The 22,128-nt window shown below is 36.7% G+C and carries 23 protein-coding genes and 1 tRNA gene; 14 read left to right on the forward strand and 10 right to left on the reverse strand.

Annotated elements, in window-relative coordinates; all coding sequences use genetic code 11:
• Positions 1 to 25 precede the first annotated feature (25 nt).
• The 4 genes from NEOC84_RS00825 (at position 26) to NEOC84_RS00840 (ending at position 2,549) form a co-directional block, all read left to right on the forward strand.
• Positions 26 to 328: a metal-sensitive transcriptional regulator gene (locus NEOC84_RS00825; RefSeq protein WP_166154388.1), complete on the forward strand. Its 303-nt coding sequence runs from the start codon at positions 26 to 28 to the stop codon at positions 326 to 328.
• Between the two features lie 178 nt (positions 329 to 506).
• Positions 507 to 728 carry a hypothetical protein gene (locus NEOC84_RS00830; protein ID WP_166154390.1) on the forward strand — a complete coding sequence of 74 codons (222 nt, stop codon included), beginning with the start codon at positions 507 to 509 and terminating at the stop codon, positions 726 to 728.
• Between the two features lie 632 nt (positions 729 to 1,360).
• The gene (locus NEOC84_RS00835) at positions 1,361 to 1,813 is read left to right on the forward strand and encodes a hypothetical protein (RefSeq protein ID WP_166154392.1); all 453 of its coding nucleotides are present in this window, start codon (positions 1,361 to 1,363) and stop codon (positions 1,811 to 1,813) included.
• A 283-nt stretch (positions 1,814 to 2,096) separates the two neighbouring features.
• Complete coding sequence (locus NEOC84_RS00840) at positions 2,097 to 2,549, forward strand: hypothetical protein (protein WP_166154394.1); 453 nt, start codon at positions 2,097 to 2,099, stop codon at positions 2,547 to 2,549.
• A 230-nt stretch (positions 2,550 to 2,779) separates the two neighbouring features.
• Here NEOC84_RS00840 and NEOC84_RS00845 read toward each other — a convergent pair whose 3' ends face one another.
• Entirely contained in the window at positions 2,780 to 3,007 is a 228-nt protein-coding gene (locus NEOC84_RS00845; RefSeq protein ID WP_166154396.1) for a hypothetical protein, read from the reverse strand.
• 163 nt (positions 3,008 to 3,170) lie between these two features.
• Between NEOC84_RS00845 and NEOC84_RS10015 the strand changes: the two genes are divergently transcribed.
• Complete coding sequence (locus NEOC84_RS10015) at positions 3,171 to 3,299, forward strand: hypothetical protein (protein WP_278248285.1); 129 nt, start codon at positions 3,171 to 3,173, stop codon at positions 3,297 to 3,299.
• A gap of 422 nt (positions 3,300 to 3,721) precedes the next feature.
• Here NEOC84_RS10015 and NEOC84_RS00850 read toward each other — a convergent pair whose 3' ends face one another.
• The 3 genes from NEOC84_RS00850 to NEOC84_RS10120 form a co-directional block, all read right to left on the reverse strand.
• On the reverse strand, positions 3,722 to 4,021 hold the full coding sequence (locus tag NEOC84_RS00850) for an acylphosphatase (RefSeq protein WP_166154399.1): 300 nt from the start codon (positions 4,019 to 4,021) through the stop codon (positions 3,722 to 3,724).
• Positions 4,022 to 4,108: 87 nt separating this feature from the next.
• Complete coding sequence (gene dusB, locus NEOC84_RS00855) at positions 4,109 to 5,152, reverse strand: tRNA dihydrouridine synthase DusB (protein WP_166154402.1); 1,044 nt, start codon at positions 5,150 to 5,152, stop codon at positions 4,109 to 4,111.
• The gene (locus NEOC84_RS10120; protein ID WP_347566620.1) at positions 5,149 to 5,589 is read right to left on the reverse strand and encodes a YggT family protein; all 441 of its coding nucleotides are present in this window, start codon (positions 5,587 to 5,589) and stop codon (positions 5,149 to 5,151) included. The genes dusB and NEOC84_RS10120 overlap by 4 nt, the downstream gene beginning before the upstream one ends.
• Here NEOC84_RS10120 and pilM point away from each other — a divergent pair.
• From pilM to NEOC84_RS00885, 5 genes are all read left to right on the forward strand, one after another.
• Positions 5,522 to 7,207, forward strand: a complete 1,686-nt coding sequence (pilM, locus tag NEOC84_RS00865) for a pilus assembly protein PilM (protein WP_166154407.1) — start codon at positions 5,522 to 5,524, stop codon at positions 7,205 to 7,207. The genes NEOC84_RS10120 and pilM overlap by 68 nt on opposite strands.
• 20 nt (positions 7,208 to 7,227) lie before the next feature.
• Entirely contained in the window at positions 7,228 to 7,848 is a 621-nt protein-coding gene (locus NEOC84_RS00870; RefSeq protein WP_166154409.1) for a hypothetical protein, read from the forward strand.
• A gap of 5 nt (positions 7,849 to 7,853) precedes the next feature.
• Positions 7,854 to 9,137: a hypothetical protein gene (locus NEOC84_RS00875; protein WP_166154412.1), complete on the forward strand. Its 1,284-nt coding sequence runs from the start codon at positions 7,854 to 7,856 to the stop codon at positions 9,135 to 9,137.
• 231 nt (positions 9,138 to 9,368) lie between these two features.
• A complete protein-coding gene (gene recA / locus NEOC84_RS00880; RefSeq protein WP_166154414.1) occupies positions 9,369 to 10,439 on the forward strand; it encodes a recombinase RecA in 1,071 nt (356 codons plus the stop codon).
• A 2,079-nt stretch (positions 10,440 to 12,518) separates the two neighbouring features.
• Positions 12,519 to 13,619 carry a hypothetical protein gene (locus NEOC84_RS00885; protein ID WP_166154416.1) on the forward strand — a complete coding sequence of 367 codons (1,101 nt, stop codon included), beginning with the start codon at positions 12,519 to 12,521 and terminating at the stop codon, positions 13,617 to 13,619.
• A 45-nt stretch (positions 13,620 to 13,664) separates the two neighbouring features.
• On the opposite strand, the gene NEOC84_RS00890 is transcribed toward NEOC84_RS00885, so the two are convergent.
• The 3 genes from NEOC84_RS00890 to NEOC84_RS10020 form a co-directional block, all read right to left on the reverse strand.
• Entirely contained in the window at positions 13,665 to 14,564 is a 900-nt protein-coding gene (locus tag NEOC84_RS00890; protein ID WP_166154418.1) for a polyprenyl synthetase family protein, read from the reverse strand.
• A 49-nt stretch (positions 14,565 to 14,613) separates the two neighbouring features.
• Entirely contained in the window at positions 14,614 to 15,297 is a 684-nt protein-coding gene (locus NEOC84_RS00895) for a UDP-N-acetylglucosamine diphosphorylase (RefSeq protein ID WP_166154420.1), read from the reverse strand.
• Between the two features lie 131 nt (positions 15,298 to 15,428).
• The gene (locus NEOC84_RS10020) at positions 15,429 to 15,563 is read right to left on the reverse strand and encodes a hypothetical protein (protein WP_278248286.1); all 135 of its coding nucleotides are present in this window, start codon (positions 15,561 to 15,563) and stop codon (positions 15,429 to 15,431) included.
• A gap of 257 nt (positions 15,564 to 15,820) precedes the next feature.
• Here NEOC84_RS10020 and NEOC84_RS00900 point away from each other — a divergent pair, with 257 nt between their 5' ends.
• Positions 15,821 to 16,945 carry a class I SAM-dependent RNA methyltransferase gene (locus NEOC84_RS00900; protein ID WP_166154422.1) on the forward strand — a complete coding sequence of 375 codons (1,125 nt, stop codon included), beginning with the start codon at positions 15,821 to 15,823 and terminating at the stop codon, positions 16,943 to 16,945.
• Between the two features lie 748 nt (positions 16,946 to 17,693).
• On the opposite strand, the gene NEOC84_RS00905 is transcribed toward NEOC84_RS00900, so the two are convergent.
• Positions 17,694 to 17,768: transfer RNA gene (locus tag NEOC84_RS00905), tRNA-Pro, on the reverse strand.
• An 11-nt stretch (positions 17,769 to 17,779) separates the two neighbouring features.
• Positions 17,780 to 18,034, reverse strand: coding sequence for a hypothetical protein (locus tag NEOC84_RS00910; RefSeq protein ID WP_039386540.1), 255 nt, complete (start codon positions 18,032 to 18,034; stop codon positions 17,780 to 17,782).
• Between the two features lie 206 nt (positions 18,035 to 18,240).
• Here NEOC84_RS00910 and ung point away from each other — a divergent pair, with 206 nt between their 5' ends.
• From ung to NEOC84_RS00925, 3 genes are all read left to right on the forward strand, one after another.
• On the forward strand, positions 18,241 to 18,930 hold the full coding sequence (gene ung / locus NEOC84_RS00915; RefSeq protein WP_166154424.1) for a uracil-DNA glycosylase: 690 nt from the start codon (positions 18,241 to 18,243) through the stop codon (positions 18,928 to 18,930).
• A gap of 341 nt (positions 18,931 to 19,271) precedes the next feature.
• Complete coding sequence (locus NEOC84_RS00920; RefSeq protein WP_166154426.1) at positions 19,272 to 19,670, forward strand: hypothetical protein; 399 nt, start codon at positions 19,272 to 19,274, stop codon at positions 19,668 to 19,670.
• Positions 19,671 to 19,729: 59 nt separating this feature from the next.
• A complete protein-coding gene (locus NEOC84_RS00925; protein WP_166154428.1) occupies positions 19,730 to 20,893 on the forward strand; it encodes a hypothetical protein in 1,164 nt (387 codons plus the stop codon).
• Positions 20,894 to 21,120: 227 nt separating this feature from the next.
• Here NEOC84_RS00925 and NEOC84_RS00930 read toward each other — a convergent pair whose 3' ends face one another.
• Positions 21,121 to 21,426 (reverse strand): hypothetical protein, encoded by a 306-nt coding sequence (locus tag NEOC84_RS00930; protein WP_166154430.1) that lies wholly within the window; start codon positions 21,424 to 21,426, stop codon positions 21,121 to 21,123.
• Between the last annotated feature and the right edge of the window lie 702 nt (positions 21,427 to 22,128).

A 22,128-nucleotide genomic window follows, 5' to 3' on the forward strand; every position in this document is an offset into this window, starting at 1 on the left:
AAAATTTACAAAATAGAAAACATTTATGAAAAATTCAGAGGGTGAACATAAACAAGCTAAACAAGCTTCTTATCACGATCAACTCCCACATCTAAATAGGATAAATGGGCAGCTAGAAGGAATAAAAAAGATGATTAAAGAGGAAAGGTATTGTCCAGAAATTTTAACTCAGCTTAGAGCCATCCGTTCAGCTATAAAAAGCATCGAAAGGCGTATCTTGGATACCCATCTATCCTCATGCGTGGCCCAAGCTTGCCTCTGTCACGATCACGAGGAGCAAAAAAAGAAAATTGAGGAGATTAGGATATTGCTTAAGCGATTTGAATGAATTTCACGCAGGGACTAATCCTAGGTAGCTTAAATAGGGATTTTTTCTTTCTTCCTCATCAAGCGAACCTCTTGGTAAGCAAAGCAGTCACTGATCTGGGAGAAAATTAATAGAAAGTTTTTAGCTCTGTACAAAATAATAAATAGACCTACTTAAACAATTTAAAAAAGGAGAAAATATGAAAATTTTATTAAGCTTTTTGGGCGCTTTTTTTATGGCGATTAGTTTTCTTTCCGCTGATTCCAACATGAACAATTGCAAGTGCTCAGAGTGTAGTTGTACTCAAGATAAGCATTGTGGATGTTATACTCAATCAGGATGCCAGGGTTTATCTTCACCTTCTGAGGGGAAAGAACCTTCTCAAGGAAAAGATCCTATGGCTACTAATAAAGATATTTGATGTTTTCATGCTGCCCCTCTTAAATGCATTTTAGAGGGGCTTAAAAAAGGTGCATCTCTAGAATGCTATCTTAAAATTGCTAAGGTATGCAAAATACTTATCCTCTTAGCCCATCTTATGATAATTAATAAAAAGCATCCCACTTCTCTATAGATTGTAGAAACTTAGTAAATTAAAATTAGAAGTATCAGCCTCAAAAGAGGGCTATTTAAAGAGCAGGGGTTGATGCACGTTAAACCTCCTTACTTTTTTATCTCCTCTAGCTCTATAAAAATACCCTTAAAAGTTTTTTTATTTTCATATGTTTTGGTGCCCTTTTCAAAAGGAGAGCGGAATAGGTTCAAGATGAGCTGCTTATAAAGCAAAAAGCTAAAAATTTTTTCTTGCAATAAATAAAAAAACAAATGAAACTATAACAAAGATTTAAACTTAAAGGGGCTTTAACAAGCTTTCGATTAAGTAATAAGACTGTAGGATAGATGGTATGGAAGGAAACGAGCTACTAGGCTCTTGATGCTGTAAAGCGTAAATCAAAGAGTTAAATTGCATAGTTAGTTACCCTTAAGAAAGATATTGATCTACCTAATTATATAATATCAGTCTTAATTAACCAATATACAAAGGGCTTATTAATGGAATTTGCTAACGAATTTCCATCGAGCTATCAGGTCTTAAAACCTTTTAGAGCGGATTTTGGACAAAACGTACCTACTATTTACAAGCAGGCTAACTGGAAAGGGAGAGTTTACTGCTTCATTCAATTAATAAGCTCTCCCGCCACTGTTGCATTTAAAGTAGGGAGAAAAGTTGGAATGGCTGCATGTTCAGCTGCCGGTGTGGCTATCCACGTTCTATTCATTAGTACAAAATGTTTAGGAAGGATTTGGAAAAGAAAGCCTATTGGCCGGCAGGATCTGTTGAATGGAGCTATACTGATAAAAAAATCTGCCTTACGTGCTCTCGATCTATCGATAGCAGCAGCCTTATCTCCTATCGGCATATTGGCATCGCGCGTACGCTACCTTATAGGGATAATTTACCCACCTTTAGCTTTCTCTCCAAGCTTTTTGATAATAAAAATTTAATAATTTATATAAAAATCAAAAATTAAGTTTTTTACTATAGAAAGAAATAAATAAATTAAACTGTAATAAAATTTAAAAGAGCTTTAATAGCCTTGCAATTAAGTAGTAAAACTCTAGGGTAGACTGGGTTGGAAGAAACGAGCTATTAGGCCTTGGATGCCATGAAGTGTAAATGCATAGCTCAAAAGGTTAAATTGCATAGCTAGTTGCCCTTAAGAAAGATATTGATCTAACCAATTACAAAATATCAGTCCTAATTAAACAATATACAAAGGGCTTATTAATGGAATTTGCTAACGAATTTCCATCGAGCTATCAGGTCTTAAAGCCTTTTAGAGCGGATTTTGGACAAAACGTACCTACTATTTACAAGCAGGCTAGCTGGAAAGGAAGAGTTTACTGCTTCATTCAATTAATAAGCTCTCCCGCCACTGTTGCATTTAAAGTAGGGAGAAAAGTTGGAGCTGTTGCAAGCTTAGTTGCCAGCGTGGCTGGTTTAAGTTTTTACCTTATTACAAAATGTTTAGGGAGGATTTTGAAAAGAAAGCCCATAGAGCAGCAGGCTGTGTCGAATGAAGCTTCAAATATAAAAAAACTTGCCTTATATGCTTTAGATCTATCCATAGCAGTAGCTTTGTCTCCTATCGGCATATTGGCATCTCGAGTACGCTACCTTATAGGGATAATTTACCCACCTTTAGCTTTCTCTCCAAGTTTTTTGGTAATAAAAATTTAATAATTTATATAAAATTAAAAATTAACTTTTTTACTGGAGAATGGATTAAACAAGGCCAGAAGAAAAATTCATGATAGAAAGCTAGCTAATTTACAAGTGGAAAATGCTCTAAAGGAAGAGCCAAAATTAGTCCTACCTATTTCCTTATACATGTAAAGCGTCCAGCTTACAAATCCCCTTCCATTTTCAGGTGTTTAACAGCTTATTCCTATGCTAGGCTTATTCTTCACCTAGCTACCTACTGCCTGGTCAATAAAGTCTGCTATCCCTATCTCCTCCCGCATTCTACGAGGCCGCTCCTTTCTTGATAAAATAAAAGCAAATTCAGCAATAGAAGAAGCATAATGCTTAGCTATTCTGCTGGATTGAGCGACCAAGAAAGAGAAGGAATCAAGCATATTTTTTTCTATTTCCCACGGAAGAGAAAGAAGACTTGGAAACCTTTCCAAGCAAGACATGTCTGTTGCTATTCTTTATGTAAACGATCCAGGATGCCGATAGAGATATTTTCCTCACAACTTTCCTTCCTGAAAAGCTATGTTGAAGTATTTCCCTAGAAGGAAGCTTGCCGAGAAATTTGAAAAGATGAATACATACCTATACAAGAAGGAAAGAATGTCCATGAGCAAAAAAGAAGGGCCGGCAGCAGCCCTAGTGGATAACCAGAACATGAAAAATGCAGACCATGGAAGTCTTAAAAGGCTAAAAATAGGGAAAAAATCAAAGGAAGAAAAAGACATATGTCACTAGATACTCAAAAGCTTTTTACTAGATTGCCACTTTACAGCAGCCAACCTATCTGATAAAGAAGGCTTAAGGATGCTCTTTAAATTGTAATCAATGCAGCTGCCTAGAAGAGGTAGATCAAGGCTATTAAAGAGAAGAGATAAAAGCCATGGGCCAAATTAAGGTAAGGAAGTTGAAGTAGTAAAAGGATCGCCTTGCAGAACAGACTTCTAAGATGAGGGCTGGAATGCCATTTATATTTCCTTGACACCAGGAATTAAGTATTTTACCGAAAAATTGGGTAATAAAGGGAACTTTAGCATGGATAAACAAATGTTAGAGATTAGCCAAGGATAATGAATGCTTACCTATAGCCTTAAAAGCTATAATTTATAGCTTAAGGTCTAGAATTATGCTAAAAAGAAACTAAGCATTTGAGCCCCTTCTCAAGGTAGAATTTGAAAATGCGGGTAAGAAGTGGAAGGTGGGCTATAAATAACTTCTAAACATGTTATATAGCTACTTCCAAAGCGTGCTTGGATAAGAGCAAGAAGTTTTTCTAATTTCTCCTTAGGACCTTGCGCTATAATTTCTACACTTCCATTTTCAAGGTTACGCACGGTGCCTGTAAGCTCTAGTTGAGAGGCATAATGGAGAGTAGCTAATCGAAAACCGACACCTTGCACGCGGCCCGAGGCTACAGCATGTAATTCTAATGGCTCTTGAAGGGGAAATAATTTATTCATTATTAAGCCATACGGTTAGCAAATTAATTGATTCTGGGAAACTTAAGCTAATCTTAAATAGCCCTCTCATAGGATTTCTAGCTCCTTTTAACAAGATGTCTCGTCTTCTGATTGATCAATCATTTCATTTCCATTCATTTCTCCTAACGGAAAATTTAAAATCAAATCCTGTACCTGCTCTACCGATTCGGCTCGGCTTATCTGTTCCCTAAAAGCTCGTGTCCCAGCAGATTTTTTTAGATACCAACAGCCTACTCGGCGCATGTCTACCACCGCACGGCGTGTCTGTTGATAATTAATCGTATAATTGAAATGCTCAAGCAAGGCCTGTCGGCAGTCTTCTAAAGTACGGCTCCTAGGCTCTTCCCCTTGAAGCTTTCTCATGATGTCTTCTACGATCCAAGGCTGGCCTAAAGTTCCACGAGAGATGAGGATGGCGTCGCAGCCGGTATGCTCAAATATTTTCTCTGCAGCCACGGCATCGAATATATCTCCATTGCCAATAATTTTAATCGATTTTGCAACCTCTTTGCATGCTTTAATCCAATCCCAGTTGGCCGCTCCTCGATAACCCTGTTGGCGCGTACGGCCATGAATACATATAGCTTTTGCACCGGCTTGCTCTGCTATTTGCGTGATCAAAGGAGCATTGATAAGATTTTCATCCCATCCAGCTCGTATCTTAACCGTCACGGGAATTTTAACAGCTGCCACCATTTTTTCTAGGACCTCGCCAATCAAGGCAGGGTTTTTCATCATTCCCGATCCACTTCCATCCTTAGTCACCTTATCGACAGGACAGCCACAATTTAAGTCGACAACATCAAAACCTAAATCTTCAATAATTTTTGCAGCCTGGCCGGCAATTTCTGGTTTACTTCCACAGATTTGTCCTCCAATAGGATGCATGCGGCGAGCATAATCCAAAATATGAAATGTTCCTTGATCGAAACGCACTAGGGCATCCATTTTGACCATTTCACAATATATCAACCCCGGATGATAATTAGCTGACATTTGACGAAAAGGATAATCGGAACATCCCGCTAAAGGAGCATAAAAGATATTATTAGGAAGTTGAATAGCCCCTAGCTGAAAAGGCACCTGGAGAAATGATGTTCTATCTTTCATCGAATTAAAAAAATAATTAAATCTTTAAGAAGACTTAGACTAAAAAAAGCAAGAATAGGGCTTATATCCACCATTCCGAAAGGAGGAATAATTTTTCGAAAAAGATTTAGATAAGGATCGGTATAGAAAGCTATAAATTGCATAAACCTATATTGCATGAGTTGCGGTGCCCAGGAAGAAATAATTCTGCCAAACAGCATCAACATATAAATTTGAAAAAGCAGATCAACAATAGGAATCAGCCACATAAAAAATAGGGGGTAGTAAATTAGTAGGATTCTAATATATAAAAAAAAGTCTTTTCTGTCTAAGAACTTTAATCTATAATAAGGCCTTTGTTGGGAATATTTTAAGCTTAGGAAAAAGCGCATGTTGGATAAGCCAGAGGCTTCTATTACATTAGGCCTGGAGCTAGAAAAAACCTTTTTAAGGGGCATTCAACTAACCTACAATAAAGGAAAGCCTCATTTTAGCAAGCTGTTTGAAATAATAGAAGAGTTGGATAATGTAAATCCGCTTTACATTTATGAAGAACATCCTGATTTGCAAAAAAGCCTGCAGAGAGATCTAGTGATCACAGCGTTAGATACTCCTGAAGTGCTTTTACGGCATCTCGAAATAAAATTAAAAAAAGAAAAAGATATAGAACAAGTATTAGCTTTTCAAGCCGAACCTCTGCTACCCTATTCCTCGGACCAAGCCGTCTTAGATTATCTTAAGATTGGCCATTCAGAAGAGGGGTCTTTATTAACTGTTTTAGCAGCCCGCAAAGATTACATTCAAAAACATTTAAAATACTGTTCCAAGCTTCGGATAGAACCTGAGGTTATCACTGCTATACCCGCAGCTTTATACAATTTTGCTATCACCTGTGTGTCTTCGCCTAACCCTTATTGTATCATACATCTTGGCACTCAACAATCTACAGCCGTGCTTATACAAGGTTCCAAGCTTATGGCTGCTCAGTCCATTTTAGGAGGAGTACAAACACTTAAAGATGCGTTGATAGAAGAAGATGGGTCGATTAACCTTGCTGGCTCTAACGGTAACTTACTGGGCACCAATCAGCCTGTTCCTACTTACCAAGCTTGGGAAAGTTTGCGCCTAGAAATTAAACGTGTAGTTTTTTCTCTCACCAAACAAGCCAGGGGGCAGGAAGTAAAGGAATTATTAATTACTGGTTCAGCTGCTTTAATTCCCAACTTGGGAACCTCTTTAGCTTCAGATTTAAAAATGCAACAAATTTTTCCCCAGCCAGAGATTTTTCCTCAGTTAAGTGTAGAAAAAATGCAAGAATTTGCAGCCCCCTTAGGCATAGCTTTAGCAGGCCTTCCTCTTTTAAAAGACAAAATTAACTTTCGTAGGCAGGAATTTTCCTATCCTCATCCTTGGAAAAGATTGACCAAATCATTATATGCCTATGCAGGCTTATGTATCGCTTTAGCTTCAGCTTTATATATATTTACGCAATCTTATCTTGCTTATCATCTCGATAATGCTAGGCAAGATTATATTGAACTCTTACAGGTTATGAATGAACCCTACGCTAATTTTGAGAGCTCTTATGAAAAAAGCAATTCTTTGCTCAATGATTCTGATAGCCAAACTAAAGGCATTTTAGAGCTCTCCGCAAAAGATCTTTTAGAACGGGTCCATTATGTTGAAAAAAACCTACAGGGTAAGCCTGATATTTTCCCCCTTCTACCCATCATTCCTAAAGTAAGCGATGTTTTAGCTTGGTTAGGCTCCCAAGATGTTCTTAGAGGAAAATGTAAAGGGGAGGAACTTCCTTTACCCCCTATTCAAATAGAAAGCTTTCATTACGCTTTAGTTAAAAGACCTGAACAACATAAGAGGCAGGAAAAATATCAGGTAAAAGTTGAAATGGAGTTTACAAGTTCGATACCCAAGCAAGCTCGCGAGTTCCATGATGCATTGATTGAGCCTAATTCCTTCGTAGACCCTAAAGGGGAAGTAAAATGGAATAGCAGCCATGGTCGCTATAGAACCTCGTTTTACTTAAAAGATAAAACTCTTTATCCCTCTTCTTCATAAAAATAATAAGAATAGTTAAAATGTTAGAAAATATTCCTCGCCAGCGACTTCTCTTTTATGGTTTGTTCATCGGATTACTGCCCTTAATTTTGGTGACCCTCTATTTTTATTCGCAATTAGAAAGGTTGAACCATCTGAAAGAGACAATCCATTGTACCCGTGAGACAGCTATCATGCGTGAAAAGAAGCAAGCCACCAATAGGGCTGTTATAGAGCATTTTCGTGAAGCCGATCATTACTATATTGATAAATATTTAGAAAGTTTGGTTTTTCTTGAACCAGAAATTGAAAGTCTCCAAAAACTTGAAAACGATAAAAATTTTGCTTTTGATGACATTTTGAAAAAAAGATTAGAGTATTTATCCAATAATAATAGCTTAGCCTTTACTGAAGGAGTCGTACAGTCTTACCCTCTTTTTCAAGAGACTACCGAAACTCTTGTCCATCCTGTAGAAGTGAATGTGGAAGATATTCAAAAAATTTTATCGCGCATTGAAGCTATTCCTATTGGACCTTACGCCCCTCCTTCTCATCCCCCTCAACTTCTTATTTTAGATTTCAAAATTAATAGAAAAAATATTTCCGAAAATAATGAAGTTTTTAGCCTAAATTTAAAACTATTAAAAAGAGAATTTCTTTAAGCTTTATGAAACAACTTAAACTCCTCCCCCTTCTTATCTTTCTTTGTTATATAGCTCATGGATGTATACCTACCAGCTTAAGGGATGAGCAGCCAGCTTTGATTAGCATCAACTTAATTGATCGCAATGGGCTTAATGAGACTATCACCAATAAAGAACGCTTGAATCAATACGAAAATGTAAATTTTCTAGGAGCTCAGCCTTATCAAAAAGTTTTAAGAGTCTATCAAAAAGATAGCCAAGGAAGCTCTCCAGCATATATTACTACTTACTATGAAAATGGACAGCCTCGCCAATATTTAGAAGCTGTTAACAATCGTGCGTATGGGTCTTACCGAGAGTGGTATAAAGATGGTACTTTAAAGCTTGAAGTTACTCTTATTGGAGGTATTGCAGATTTAACATCTAGCGCCGAAAAAAGCTGGCAATTTGAAGGATGCGCGCGCGCATGGGATGAAAACGGTAATATTCAGACTGAAATAACTTATGAAAAGGGTTTGTTAGAAGGAGATTCTATTTACTACCATCCGAATGGAAGGATGTGGAAACGTATTCCTTTTCACAAGAATCAAGCGAATGGCATAGCAGAATACTATCTTGATAATGGCCAGCTTTTACAAACGATCATTTTTTGCCACGGCGTTCGCCACGGTGAAGCTGTACGCTACTGGCCATCAAAAAAAATTGCTGCTCAGGAACATTTTAGCCAAGGACTATTGATTTCTGGCCAATATTTTGATAGGGAGGGGAATCTTATAGCTGAAATCATCGAGGGCGAAGGGTATCGTGCCAGCTTTAATAAAAAAAATGTGCAAGAATTACAGCAATTTCAAGGCGGAGTTTTACAAGGTAAAGTAAAAATTTTTGATGAAAACAATCGTCTACAGCGCCTTTATCATGTAGAGAATGGCTTAAAAAATGGGGAAGAATATGAGTATTTTCTTTTAAAGGGCCTAAAAGAAGCACGTCCCAAAATGTTAATTAATTGGTATCGAGGTAATATTAATGGGTATGTAAAAACCTGGTATGATAATGGCACCCTCGAGAGTCAGCGGGAAATAGTTAATAATAAACGCAATGGGTTAGCTACAGCCTGGTACCAAGATGGAAGTTTAATGCTTATCGAGGAATATGACCGAGACCTAATCGTGAAAGGTGAATATTACAAAAAAGGAGATAAAAATCCTATAAGTGAAATTTTAAATGGAAAAGGAACAGCTACTATTTATGATGGAGAAGGCCGTTTTATTCGAAAAATTCATTACTATAATGGAAAGCCGCAGGAATAGCTAAATTTTCCTTGCTTTTTTCTTACTTATGAGGTATAAATTAGCTACTGTTGAAAGACACCCTCTTCTTTGAAAAAATAGTTTTTTAATTAAATAAATCAGTAAAAAACCTTAAAAAAAGTGCTTGGGTAATTTAATTGTTCCATACCAAGCATTCATGCTTTTTCTCTTTATCTATTCGTATAAATTTATTATTCTTTCTTTGGATTTTTATTAAAATTGGAGATCATTATGGCTCAAGCTAACGATGCAGAACGTAAAAAAGCACTCGATTTGGCAGTTAGCCAAATTAAAAAGCAATTTGGCGATGGTGCCATTATGTCGCTTGGCAAACACTCTTCCGAGCGAGAAATTAGTGTAATTAAAACTGGCGCTCTCTCTTTAGATGTAGCTTTAGGCATTGGAGGAGTTCCCAGAGGACGCGTAGTGGAAATTTATGGGCCTGAATCTTCAGGTAAATCTACTTTGGCTTTACATATAGTCGCTAATGCTCAACGTAATGGTGGTGTAGCGGCTTATATTGATGCAGAGCATGCATTAGATCCTAGCTATGCGACTAAAATCGGAGTTAATATTGATAATCTATTAATCTCCCAACCTGATAGTGGAGAAGAAGCTTTGAACATTGCAGAAGCGTTAGCTCGTTCGAATGCTATTGATGTAATTATCATCGATTCTGTGGCAGCCTTAGTGCCTAAATCAGAGCTTGAGGGGGAAATCGGCGATACTCACGTAGGTTTGCAAGCACGTATGATGTCACAAGCTTTACGCAAGCTAACGTCTGCTCTAGCTAAAAGCAACACTTGCGCTATTTTTATTAACCAAATTCGTGAGAAAATTGGGGTTATGTATGGCAACCCTGAGACTACCACAGGTGGAAGAGCTTTAAAATTTTATTCTTCTGTACGCTTAGATATTCGTCGTACAGCAGGAATTAAAGGAAATGACAATGTAGAGATTGGTAATCGCGTACGAGTCAAAGTAGCAAAAAATAAAATGGCCCCTCCCTTCTTAACTGCTGAGTTTGATATTCTGTTCAACGAAGGTATTTCTCGTACCGGAGCAGTTATTGACATGGCAGCTGAATACAATATTGTGGATAAAAAAGGTGCTTGGTTTAGCTACAAAGGCCAACGTCTAGGTCAAGGTAGAGAAGCCGTTAGAGAAGAGCTTAAGAATAATGCCAAGTTGCTAGAAGAACTAGAAACTTTAGTATTAGAGCATCTTAACAATAAGGTTGCAGCCAAAACAAGTAAAGCGTCCGAGAATGAAGAATCTTTAGCTGAGCTTATGGAAGTTTAATTGTAATCTTTAAGCCACAAGACTTATCGCCCTTTTATTTAGGACTTTTGCCAAAGCAGGCAAAAGTCCTTTTTACATTCCCTCTTTTTCAAATAAAATCTTCTCGCTTTAATTTCCAATCATGCGCTCTTGAGAGGCTCTTTCGGCAATCGCATGTTTTGTAAATGAACCCCCTTTAAATAAACAAAAAAACATTCAGGGAATTGGGTATATCGCTTTAATTTTTAAGACGTATAAATATTAAGTTATACGCTTTTAATCTACTCCTTATGCAGTCACATACTTTATAAAATCCCTTTTGTTAAACAGAGAGACATCTTTCAGAGGGCTGGGTATACGGGCGAAGTTTTTCTAAAGCGTATTAAGAGAATGTAAGGCAGCTTTTAACTTTGCCTATTTCGCTATAGCCTATATCGGTAAATATTTATTTCTGGCTTATAAACTTTTCCTTATAGAAATAAAAATTTTAATTCATTTCTATCAATACAGGTTTCATGGCTTTTACCAAGGCATCAATTAACAATTCTAATTGATCCTCTAACGTGTAGTTTTTCGACCTTTAGCTTTATTATTTTCTTCATATCCCTCTAGCCATTTCTTCGGTTGCCTTGATACTTTATTTATAGCCTACAGATGCACTAGAATTTGCTAGCTTGTCCAAATTTTTAGCGAAGCGATCGCCCTAAGTGAAGGTTAATATTATAGAGAAGAATGACATAAGGTATAATTATTGAGATTGCAAACAGCTTTTTTCTAACTTTAAAGAAGAAGAAGATCGATAGAGATAGAAGAGAATGGAAAAGAAGAAAGTATGTTTGTAAACTCTTCTCTACAATAGAGAAATTAAGCGCCATGGCAAAAAAAACAGGGCCAAAAGTTGTTAAAGTAGAGAGAGAGTACAACAATCTATAAGCGTAGCTTGGGCTGCTTACCTACATTAAGGAAGGGCAAAAGAAACGATCCTCCAATTCCTAAATAGCCAAAAGATAGAGTTTCTTTTTGAGTAGGTGGGTCAATCGCTACCATCTTCTCCTCATGACTTATTAGCTTTAGATCGAGCCAATTATCCTATTAGCAAACAATTAAGCTTCTTCTTAACTTTCACCTTTTCTTCTAGCCTCCTTATAGCCCTTAAGCTTAAACCAATTGAAAATTGTGGCGCAATTTACTTAGCCATTTCAGAATTACAAAGAGCTATAAAAGAGGGCGATAACTTTGCAGAAAAGGCTATGCCTAAACGAAAAGAGAATTATGTGTTGTATCGTATGCTCAATTGCAGTAAGAGGCAATTGAATGAATATTAAAAACAAACCATTTGTGCGAGTAAATTATCTATTTTCCCCTATTCAAATATAAACCGATCTTTCCTCTAAAAGATCGTAAATCAGTTTATTGGCAGTCAGTCTGCCTTTATAATGTAAAAAATGGGATTGATTACCTATTACCTAGATGATCCTTTGCTACCAAAGAGTGTCTATGGAGATGCTGCTTACAAGCAAGCTTTCTTCCTCTTATCTTACAGGCAAGGTACAGACTCTTTAGCGTTTTTAGGAGGAGGAAGGCTGAAGCCAGAAAACGATAAATCCTATAAAAACAAGAGAGATGATGCTTTAAAATTTGTTAAAGCCTTAAAGAGGCGATAAAGCTAGGCAGCTTTAGAAAAAGTGCTGCTGCTAACTTAGCAGATTGCTTGCTAGAGCAGAGATGTATTTGCTTAAAAAAATCCTGCATAATGGTCTCATCGGAAGATTCTCGCTCTAGGAAGCTAGCTTGTTGGAGACGCACATTATATATTTAGAAGAGCGATTATTAATAAGGTGGCAAAAGTTAAAATGCCTTCTAGCCAGAGGGTACTAACTTAGATGATAAAGCATAATAGAAGGCTACCTGTTAAACGCAAGAAGTATTACATCATTTTTACGGCGCCGCTATTAATTTCAATCAAACAAAATTTATAATTAACAGCAATTAATTATTAATTTTAAAACAAATTGAAAATAAATATACCTTATAATTAATAGTTTATTATAGAATGATCATATGTTTGTATTAATAATCTATTAATTAAAGGAGATAGAGATGAGTAGCCCTATGCGCAGAGTAGAAGAAATAAAAGAACTTGAAATGAATAAAATCCTAGGAAGCTTAAATAGCATGCCCAAGCAAAGCGTCTCATGGAAAGGCCATACATGGAACCTAATCAAGGATAGTTTAAATAGCTTTATAAGGAGCATTAAAACAAGACATTGGATCTCCGGCGAACAATATAGGAATGATAAACTTTCCGCGTCATTAAAGCTGCTTAGCACGACTATTATTGCAAAACTTGAAGATACGATAGGAGAGTCTAAGCTAGAAATTCAATTAAAATCTTCTGAGCAGGCTATAGATGTTTACTCGTTTCATCAGGCAAATTATCTTTTAACCTTAGCGGTTAAAACCCATGCAATGAAGATAAATGAGATATTGGAAAAAATTGATACCACTAGGTTTAATGTAGAAAATATAAACTATCTAAATAAGATCAAAGCTACTGTAAGAGGCTTAAATGATAGCTGCCAAAGAGATTTAAAGGCCGAGACAGATTTTATCAATCGAGCTCAAGAAAAAAAGCTTAATGAATTTAATAAAACAGAAGAGATGGAAAATCTACAAGATAAGCTGCATGAAGGAGTAAAAACTTTACATGAAGCTTCAAGCAACTCCATCGATCCTTCAAGTAGCGATGAAGAGAATAAAAGCTTGCTTATCGAAACTGATGTAGATCAGTTAAATAATAGCGGTGTAGATGTTTTAATTGTCCAAACAGATTTTATCAATCAAGCTCAAGAAAAAAAGCTTAACGATTCTAATCGAGAAGAAGAAATGAAAATTCTACAAGGTAAGCTGCATGAAGAATTAAAAGCTCTGCAGGAGGCCCTGAGTAACTACACCAATCCTTTAAGTAGCAAGGAAGAGGATAGGAGTTCGCTCATAGCAAGAGATAGCTTGGACCGGTTAATAGCGTCAATCAATACTGGCATAGAAACAGAAGAGCTAAGAGAAGAATCTAAAAAAGCCATTAAGCTTACAGAAGGCTTTTTGAAAGAAACTTCTATCTCCTCTGAAGAAATAAAAAACCTTCTTGCTAAGCTAAAAGGGACTCATGAGGGCTATGCAAACTTATTGAAGAAGGATTAACAACCCTGCCTACCTAAGCAAAACTAGCGCGGAATTTTCCGCGCTTTATTTAATTTTTTCTTCATGGATTTGCGAAGTAAGCAAGTCACATAAAGCGCTTAACTCAGGGGCCTCCAAATTAAGCTGCTGGCTTATCACCTTAAACGCCTCTATTTCCTCTAAAAACATTTTAAAAGCAGCCTCTCTACCGCACTTAGCTACCAAGTTGACCAGCTTCCCTCGATGAGCATCTTGCTCGATATCTCCAAAATCATCAGCAATTTGAAAGGCCATGCCAAAGTGATAAGCAGCTTTTTTCATGTCTGTAAGTTTATCTAAAGCTCCTCCCCCATACAACCATCCTAAAACAAAAGAAATCTCAAATAAAGAGCCCGTTTTCATCCGAATAATTTCTTTCAAAGTGTTTATACTTAAATCAGGAGGATAGATATCTAAAAATTGCCCTCCTGTAGCCCCTAAAAGACCTGTATTAAATGTGCAGTTTTCTAGAGCAAGAAGGCAAATCCTGTCACTCTGGGCAGCATGAAGGGCTCCCGATAAACTTAGTACTTTTGCATTTTTAGCGAGAAATTCATACCCCGAAGCAATTAAAGCATAACTAGCTAATAATGCTAGAGATTCTCCATACACTCTATGAGCACTAGGCTTATCCCTTCGCACATCATCGTTGTCCATACAGGGCAAATCGTCCGCCAATAAAGAAGCGGTATGGAAAAACTCAACAGCAAGAGCAGCAAAAGATACATCTACTGAGGCCTTCAAAGCTTTAGCAATTACTAGGACTAAAAAGGGGCGAAAACGCTTGCCACCATTCATTAAGGCATACTCACAGACGTCACGCAAGTTTGTTTTAGGGCCTAGAAGGGGGATAGCTTGACACAAGCTTGATTCGAAAGTGAGTTGGTAAGGTGCTAAAATGGAAGAAAAAGGATCATTTTTAATCATAGACAGTAAGTTTTAAGTAATTTTAATAATAAATTTTTTAGCAAGACTTTTAAAGAGGAGTAACGACCATTTTTTGAGATGAACGAATAAGCTGATTTGAAGTTATAAATCCTCCTGCATTTACACATGGATAGCAGATCACCTGTTTGCCCCACAAAGTTCCAGGATTGGTTACAGAATTACAACCTATTTGCGAATCATCACCTATAATAGCCCCAAATTTTTTTAAATCTGTTTCAATGAAGCTCCCATCTAGATAGATAGAAACATTTTTACGATTTAATCTAAGATTAGCACATTTTGTTCCAGCGCCTAAATTGACACGTGAGCCCAAAATTGTATCGCCAAGGTAAGCAAAATGACCAGCTTGAGCTTTGTCAAACATGATAGCATTCTTCACCTCGGTAGCATGGCCAATTACACATTCATTTCCCGCAATGAAATTACCTCGAATGTAGGCTCCATGACGCACACTACAATTTTGGCCGATGATACAAGGTCCTTTAATATAAGCACCAGGCTCAATAATAGTACCTTGGCCGATAGAAATTAGATGAGGATTTACCAAATAAGTTCCCTGTGGAACAAGAACTTCAATTTCTCCTAAAGTAAGGGTTTGCAGGTAAGAGGAGATAAGAGACAAAGCGTTCCATACAAAAGTACAACTTTTAAAAAGCTTAGCATGTGCAAAGTTAGTAAGATCAAAAAAATAGTCAGGTGAAAAATTATTCATAGCTCAAAGGTATAATAAAAAAAAACGAAGAATACAAGATTATTCTTGTTGACAAGAGAGACAAATAATAATTTTAAGCATCCTTAAGCTAAAGAAGAATATAGTTCTTAATAAATTTATTCTTCTTCCTCTTAAGGTGTGGAAATGTAGATAACCCTATCTATTTGCTTCTGTTCTAGGTCGGTTGATAAGTTGTTGATAGATTGTTGAAAACTGGTCAGTTGATAACAATTTAAGCTTATCAACAGGCCTATGCACAAATTCATCGACCTAAATGAACCTACTTATGAACAGAGAATTTTATTTCTCTATCCCTTAAAAAATTAAACTTTTTTGGCATTGAGGGAGTGCTTATCCATAAGGGCAGAAGAAAAAATAAAGGCTCAATGGATGTATATTCTTTCTCTAATCTACTAAAGAGTCTTATAATCTTTTCCTTCAGAGAGTTGAATATCAAGGCTGGAGGATAGTTGTTAAAAAAGCTTTAAGGCTCAACTACTTTACATTTTTTGGAAATTTTTTTATGAATACTTATAAAGATATCCAGTGCCCGCATTTTGCTGTTTGTTCAGGTTGTACGATCAATGAAAATGTTGATAAACCCCCTCTTTTAGAAGAAGTTTACCATTTTTTCTCTGAACAAAGCGTGCCTTTTAATTATTATTCTGAGCAAGTGGTGAAATGGCGTCATCGTGCTAAGCTGGCAGTAAGAGGCTCTGCTGAAAATCCTCTTATCGGCCTTTATGAAAATGGAACTCATCAAGTAGTGGATATACCCTTATGCCGGGTGCATCATCCTTCAATTAACCAAGCCATTGAAAAATTAAAAACCTGGATCAAAGCTTATAAAATCAAGCCTTATAATGAAATCACTCAGGAAGGGCTGTTGCGTTATGTCCAGTGTGTTGTTAATAGGCCAAGCGGACGAGTACAGCTTTCTTTAGTTTTAAATGCTTCTAGTGGAAGAGAGGAGCTTTTAGCGGCCAAGCTTTTATGGGATCTGAATCCAGAGGGGTGGCATTCAATATGGATCAACTGCAACCAGCAGAGAACAAATGTAATATTTGGCAAAGAATGGGTATTAGTAAAAGGCGAAGAAGATCTGTGGGAAACGATTGCGGGCGCTAAGGTTTGCTTCCATCCAGCCAACTTCGCTCAAGCCAATTTAGCTGTATTTGAAAGATTGTTAAATGATTTGAAAAGTAGCCTAATAGCTAATGAAAGAATTGTTGAATATTACGCCGGCGTAGGAGTAATAGGTTTTTCATTAGCAAAAAAAGCTGAGAAGATTGAATGTTGCGAAATTAATCCTTGGGCCCAAATTTCTTTTGAAAAAGCTCGCCAGTGCCAAGGCTTTTCTCATATTTCTTTAATTTCTGGTTCCTCTTCTTCTCATACAGAACTATTAAATCATGCCAGCATAGTAATTGTAGATCCTCCCCGTAAGGGCTTAGATCGCTCCTTGCTTAGCGCTTTGCTTGAAAATGAATTTCCTCAAGAATTGCATTACATTAGCTGCGGTTGGAACTCTTTTAAACAAGATTGGAAAGAATTAACAAAGAGCTGGCAACTTATCTGCGCTCAAGCTTATTTATTTTTTCCTGGCACCAACCAATTAGAAGTATTAGCAAAATTTAAGAAAAAATAGATAATACACTTTCAAGCTACTCCTTATGCAGCCTCGCATTTATAAAACTGCTCTCATTAACTAGATAGGCATTTTCGGAGGTATGAGTAGGGGACCGGGCTTTTTATCACTTTAACGTGCAAACCTCTTTCTTGAGTAGCCATAAGCTAGTTAAAAAGCTTATAAAGCAAGGCTATATGAAGAAGTCCTTACTTATCCACCTGCTTTGCAGCCCTAGCACGTGTTATTTTATTCCCTTCTTAATTTTTAATCCTTATCTTTCCAATATAATACTCTTTAAAGAACCTACGTCTGCATAACCGAAAAAGACATTAACCTTTTTCCAAGCCGACTCTATCCGTAAAAACAAGCTTTTTATTAAGTATATGATTATATAAAGAGTTGCTCGAAAGCGTATAAGCACTCTTCTATGCTTTGAAAAATCTACCTAATTTTACCATGAAAGGGGAAAATGAAATCTTCATAAGCAGAATCTCTTCATGCACGGTCATATTTTTTTTTAACTTATAAAGGGATAAGGGGGTGCTTGAAAAGCCTAATGTTTCCACCGATAATATTATTTCTATAGCTTGGTAAGCCTCTTGGGCTTGGGCATAGTGCGGTAAAAGTTAAAAAAAATTCTACACGAAGCTGCCATCTATGAAATGTCTTAAACAGACTACTACAGGAACAAATAATTCAAGAACAAAGCTTTAATGCCTTTGCCTTACTTTTAAGCAGAAAAATTTTTAGTAAAGAAGAATAAGAATCTGAGTGAGAGGATTCGAACCTCCGACCCCTTGCACCCCATGCAAGTGCGCTAGCCAAGCTGCGCTACACTCAGATAAGAAATGATTAATTTGCAGTCATGCCTTCGAATTGCATTTCAGTTTTTTTGAAATCCCTGACTGCCATGCGAGCACAGTGTTCGATAATTTTTTCTAAAGGATCCGTAGGATCTACTTCAGCAGCACTTATATCTACAGAAATGGAAGCACTAAAGGAAGTACCGCCTCTCAATCCTTTTACTTTAAAGTTGGCAAAAATTCCATCTTTTTTCTTTGATATATTGATAAAACGAATTAAATTGTTTTCAGCTATATTCATCATATGTATCCTTTAAAAGGCCATATGATAAAGGCCTTCTTCCTTTATCGTCAATGTTTTTAAAAAGATGATAGAGGGCCGTGAAAACTTTTTAGCAAAAAGATTAGTGCTTAAGAGAAGCCTTACAAGCATAGAGAAAAGAAAATTTATAAATTTTATTAGTGACATTTGAAAAGGTTTGTTAATTTCTTTTAAATTAGGAGAAGATTATGACAGGATTTGAACTTGGATTGTCTTGGCAAAATGCTTTAAAAGACGAATTACAAAAGCCCTATTTACAAGAATTAGAAGCATTTGTAGAACGAGAAAGATTTCAAGGTTTTAATGTCTTTCCTCCCCGTGAATTAGTCTTTAATGCTTTTCGCATGACGCCATATGACTCGGTTAGAGTAGTTATAATGGGACAAGATCCCTATCATGGACCTCGCCAAGCGCATGGACTTTCTTTTAGCGTCCCTGAAGGCGTCCGTCCTCCCCCTTCTTTGCAAAATATTATTAAGGAACTTAATGCAGATGTCCAAATACCTATGCCTAAGCATGGGTGCTTAATCCATTGGGCCCAACAAGGTGTTTTATTATTGAATGCTACTCTCACTGTTCGGCAAGGGGAACCCTTGTCGCATCACGGAAAGGGCTGGGAACGTTTTACCGATGCGGTTATTGAACATTTAGTAGATGGCAGAGAAAATTTAATTTTTATCTTATGGGGAAAGTCGGCGCAAGAGAAATGCCGTCATATCATCGCTAGCCATGAGGAAAAAAAGCATCACATTTTAATGGCAGCTCATCCCTCGCCTTATGCAGCTCAACAAGGTTTCTTTGGATGCCGTCATTTTTCTAAAGTCAATGACATACTGCGTTCCAAAAAGCAAGAGCCTATTGATTGGGCTATACCATAAAATAATGGCATGTAAGTTGCTGAGTATTTCTTCTATAAAATCAAAAATTTTATAAAAATATCTAGAATGTTTTTGCTAACCCCTAAAGTTGCTAAATGCTTTATTATAAAAAACTAGAAAAAAATTTTTTTTATCTTGCGGTAAGAATTAATAAGTTTTGAAAAAATAGAAAAGCGTATTTTTTAATAAAATTGCTGTAGAAGAGGTTTCTTAATAAAAGAGCTGTTTATTTAAAGTTTAATTGAAATAAAGATGTGTTATTTATTATAATATGTTAAAAGGCTCTATCGCTTAGTAGTAAATTTTTCTGCTTCTTAATCTTTTAAAGTTAAGGTAAATTTATGATAATTGAGCAGGATTTAAAAAAGGTTTTTCAAAAGTTAGATCACGATCAGGTCTTACACATCCATTTAAATGAAAATGAGCTAGGAATAAAAGTTTTTGATGGAGCTTCGAAAATATTTTTAACTACTAGGATTTATAAGGGAGATAATTTTATTCCTAAAAGTGTAAGGAATGGGATTGCAAGAAAAGCTCCTTGTAGGCGTACCTCTATTAAAACTTTCCTCTCCATCAATGAAAATCAATATCGTGTGGATTTAAATTATTTAGGCTTATTACAACAAATGAATGCGCAGAATTTTGCAATTTTAATGGAAGACTTTGTATGCCTTGCCTGCGGATGGAGAGTTTATTTAGATGAACAGGACCAGAACGACTTAATACATGTGCGTGTATAGCTTCATGCTTTCTTCATCATTATAAAGAAAAATACATTTACCAAGGTAATACTTAAGATATGCGTATAAATTTTGATACCACTCATCTTGAACATTTTTTAAGCGATTCTTCTCAAAAATACGTGGTAAGTTTGAATGAAAACTCCCTGCGATTTGTTCCTTTAAAGCAAACATCCATTTTCCACAGAATAGCGGCATGGTTTGGATGTGGGCCTCTTAGCCTTAAAAATATAGCAAATTTCATCAGCCATCATAACAAGGAAATAAACCAAGAGTTAGCCCCTGAAACTCAGATACTTTTTTACAAAAAACTCATTGGAAAATGCTTGCATTACAATAATAGCTATATTCATTCATTCTCTCATGTTCAAAATTCTGTCTTAAGTGTTTTCAAAAAGCATGTGCCTATGTGTAGTGATGCCTTCTTTTCAAAAGAAACGACTTATCATTCACGTGAGGATGGATTAGATGGAAATGTGGATTTCAGCTACTCGAATAGAAGACTAGGCTTTGGATATGTGGTAGATGGCGCAGGGCATAATAATCCGTATATGCAACCTGTATTACAAGAGTTATTGCAAAATTTTACTCAGTCTTATGAGCAAGCTTTAGAGCCATGTACGTTCAAAACAATTGAATCGGCACAGCAATTCTTAACAGATCAACTTGGGCAATTGGCGCGGACCTTAACTTCGGATTCTCGGTCTATACATAAAAATTCCAGTACTTTTGAAGATCCCTCCTACCATCCCGCTATTAGTTTTGCTCAAACTATTAAAATTGGCTCAAGTTACTATTTACTCAGTATAGAGCTAGCAGACACGATGATTGTCATTAAAAAAGCAAATGGAACTTTTGATACCTCTTTAGCTACCTCTAGGCCTGATTTTGGCTTAGGAAGTGGCGCAATTAATGTGCACGCTACCCCCATTAGTCCGGGGGATACCATTATTGGCTTTTCCGATGGAATTGGTGAATATTTAACTTTAGAAGAATGCATGGAAATTATTTCAAGCAGCATGCCATCTAATCTATTAGAAAACTTTAAAGATAAAATTATTGATAAGGGTAAAGAATTCACAGAGAGAGTACCCGATACAAGTATGCGTCGTGAAGAGGACATACAATCAGCTAACCAATCCAAATATATTAAATACCATACTTTTGACGCAGCTAGCCCGCGTTATCATGATGATATTAGCCTATTTGCTCTGACAGTTTAAAAGCCTTTTATAGCTGTAGCAGATATTTAGTCCGATCTAGATTTAATCTAAAAAAATCCCTTAGTGTTCCCTATTTTAAATAGGGAAATTGTGAATTTTTTTAATGCTAGCTTAAAAAGCCAAAAGATTAAGAAATTTCGTTGAAGAGAGGCCTCGTTGCGTAAATAATCTAATAGTTCGCCTGTTTAAGACACAGCCTTATACTAGCTTATCATCTAAGTTAGTACTCACTGCCCTTTGGGCATTCTACGTTTTGTACTCTTGTTTATAGCTAAAGATTTAACATGTAATTCTGCTCGCTGATAGGCTAGCTTCCTAAAACGAAAATCTCCTCCAAAGCCTTTAAGACTCTTAGAGGACCATTTCTCTTCTTCACCGCGGACTTGTCCGTCTCTTGGCTTTAGTCTTCCTTCTCTTCTTGGAGGTACTAAAGGATCTATACCCTCAACATAAGATGATCGACAGAAAGCTGGCCTATCGCGTAAGCACCATCTCCATAAGCGTTTTTTGCGTTCTTTGGCAGCTTGGTGCACTTCTGGTTGGCCACTAAATCATCGGCTTTATTACTCCTTGCCCACTCACTTAAAAGTAATCTTATGCGACTCTTGGCAAATGCTTAAGTGAATCTTTCTCCAAGTCCTTCGCTTTGCTAGGTGGGCGTGCTTTCCACTCTCCTTTGCCATAAACCTTCCTTCCAGAGGACTCAAAGGCTATGTGTGTTGGACGCTTTAAGGCTTAATTTTTTAAGCTCCTGTCCAAGCTCTTTAGCACGCCTGCAGATGCGGGTATAACAAGGAATAGGTAGCCTTGAAGGCCAGTAGAGCAATCAACGACAAGGGAAATCCTTAGAATAGCCTAGGAGGGGCAAATGATAAACAGCTCTAATCATCAACACGCATAGGATAGCGCTAGCAGAGTAAATTCTTGGGCGCCCCTTCTTCCCTGTACTTTTATTTTCCCTTCATCCTTTAATGGCTTCATCTGAAAACCATAAAGATATGCTTCCTCTTTGTACTAAAGCTTTGTTATTGTCGAACCAATTACCTATGTGGTAGTTAAGCTTTTTTCCCCTAGCTTGCCTATAGTTTTGCTTTAACAAACTAAATTTTATAGCTCTTAAGCGTTAAAGAGCAATCTTGGCCGCATACGCTTTTTATTTTTTTACGTAACAACGCCGCTATTCACCTAGCTTTTTGACAGTCCCTTTTTTGAGACTTATTTAAAATTATCCTTTC

This window comes from Neochlamydia sp. AcF84 (assembly GCF_011087585.1).
GTDB lineage: Bacteria > Chlamydiota > Chlamydiia > Chlamydiales > Parachlamydiaceae > Neochlamydia.

Excerpts from the sequence above, each read along its gene's own strand:
- NEOC84_RS00825 (WP_166154388.1), top strand. The coding sequence starts at position 26 with ATGAAAAATTCAGAGGGTGAACATAAACAAGCTAAACAAGCTTCTTAT.
- NEOC84_RS00830 (WP_166154390.1), top strand. The coding sequence starts at position 507 with ATGAAAATTTTATTAAGCTTTTTGGGCGCTTTTTTTATGGCGATTAGT.
- NEOC84_RS00835 (WP_166154392.1), top strand. The coding sequence starts at position 1,361 with ATGGAATTTGCTAACGAATTTCCATCGAGCTATCAGGTCTTAAAACCT.
- NEOC84_RS00840 (WP_166154394.1), top strand. The coding sequence starts at position 2,097 with ATGGAATTTGCTAACGAATTTCCATCGAGCTATCAGGTCTTAAAGCCT.
- NEOC84_RS00845 (WP_166154396.1), bottom strand. The coding sequence starts at position 3,007 with ATGTCTTGCTTGGAAAGGTTTCCAAGTCTTCTTTCTCTTCCGTGGGAA.
- NEOC84_RS10015 (WP_278248285.1), top strand. The coding sequence starts at position 3,171 with ATGAGCAAAAAAGAAGGGCCGGCAGCAGCCCTAGTGGATAACCAGAAC.
- NEOC84_RS00850 (WP_166154399.1), bottom strand. The coding sequence starts at position 4,021 with ATGAATAAATTATTTCCCCTTCAAGAGCCATTAGAATTACATGCTGTA.
- dusB (WP_166154402.1), bottom strand. The coding sequence starts at position 5,152 with ATGAAAGATAGAACATCATTTCTCCAGGTGCCTTTTCAGCTAGGGGCT.
- pilM (WP_166154407.1), top strand. The coding sequence starts at position 5,522 with ATGTTGGATAAGCCAGAGGCTTCTATTACATTAGGCCTGGAGCTAGAA.
- NEOC84_RS10120 (WP_347566620.1), bottom strand. The coding sequence starts at position 5,589 with ATGCCCCTTAAAAAGGTTTTTTCTAGCTCCAGGCCTAATGTAATAGAA.
- NEOC84_RS00870 (WP_166154409.1), top strand. The coding sequence starts at position 7,228 with ATGTTAGAAAATATTCCTCGCCAGCGACTTCTCTTTTATGGTTTGTTC.
- NEOC84_RS00875 (WP_166154412.1), top strand. The coding sequence starts at position 7,854 with ATGAAACAACTTAAACTCCTCCCCCTTCTTATCTTTCTTTGTTATATA.
- recA (WP_166154414.1), top strand. The coding sequence starts at position 9,369 with ATGGCTCAAGCTAACGATGCAGAACGTAAAAAAGCACTCGATTTGGCA.
- NEOC84_RS00885 (WP_166154416.1), top strand. The coding sequence starts at position 12,519 with ATGAGTAGCCCTATGCGCAGAGTAGAAGAAATAAAAGAACTTGAAATG.
- NEOC84_RS00890 (WP_166154418.1), bottom strand. The coding sequence starts at position 14,564 with ATGATTAAAAATGATCCTTTTTCTTCCATTTTAGCACCTTACCAACTC.
- NEOC84_RS00895 (WP_166154420.1), bottom strand. The coding sequence starts at position 15,297 with ATGAATAATTTTTCACCTGACTATTTTTTTGATCTTACTAACTTTGCA.
- NEOC84_RS10020 (WP_278248286.1), bottom strand. The coding sequence starts at position 15,563 with ATGAATTTGTGCATAGGCCTGTTGATAAGCTTAAATTGTTATCAACTG.
- NEOC84_RS00900 (WP_166154422.1), top strand. The coding sequence starts at position 15,821 with ATGAATACTTATAAAGATATCCAGTGCCCGCATTTTGCTGTTTGTTCA.
- NEOC84_RS00910 (WP_039386540.1), bottom strand. The coding sequence starts at position 18,034 with ATGATGAATATAGCTGAAAACAATTTAATTCGTTTTATCAATATATCA.
- ung (WP_166154424.1), top strand. The coding sequence starts at position 18,241 with ATGACAGGATTTGAACTTGGATTGTCTTGGCAAAATGCTTTAAAAGAC.
- NEOC84_RS00920 (WP_166154426.1), top strand. The coding sequence starts at position 19,272 with ATGATAATTGAGCAGGATTTAAAAAAGGTTTTTCAAAAGTTAGATCAC.
- NEOC84_RS00925 (WP_166154428.1), top strand. The coding sequence starts at position 19,730 with ATGCGTATAAATTTTGATACCACTCATCTTGAACATTTTTTAAGCGAT.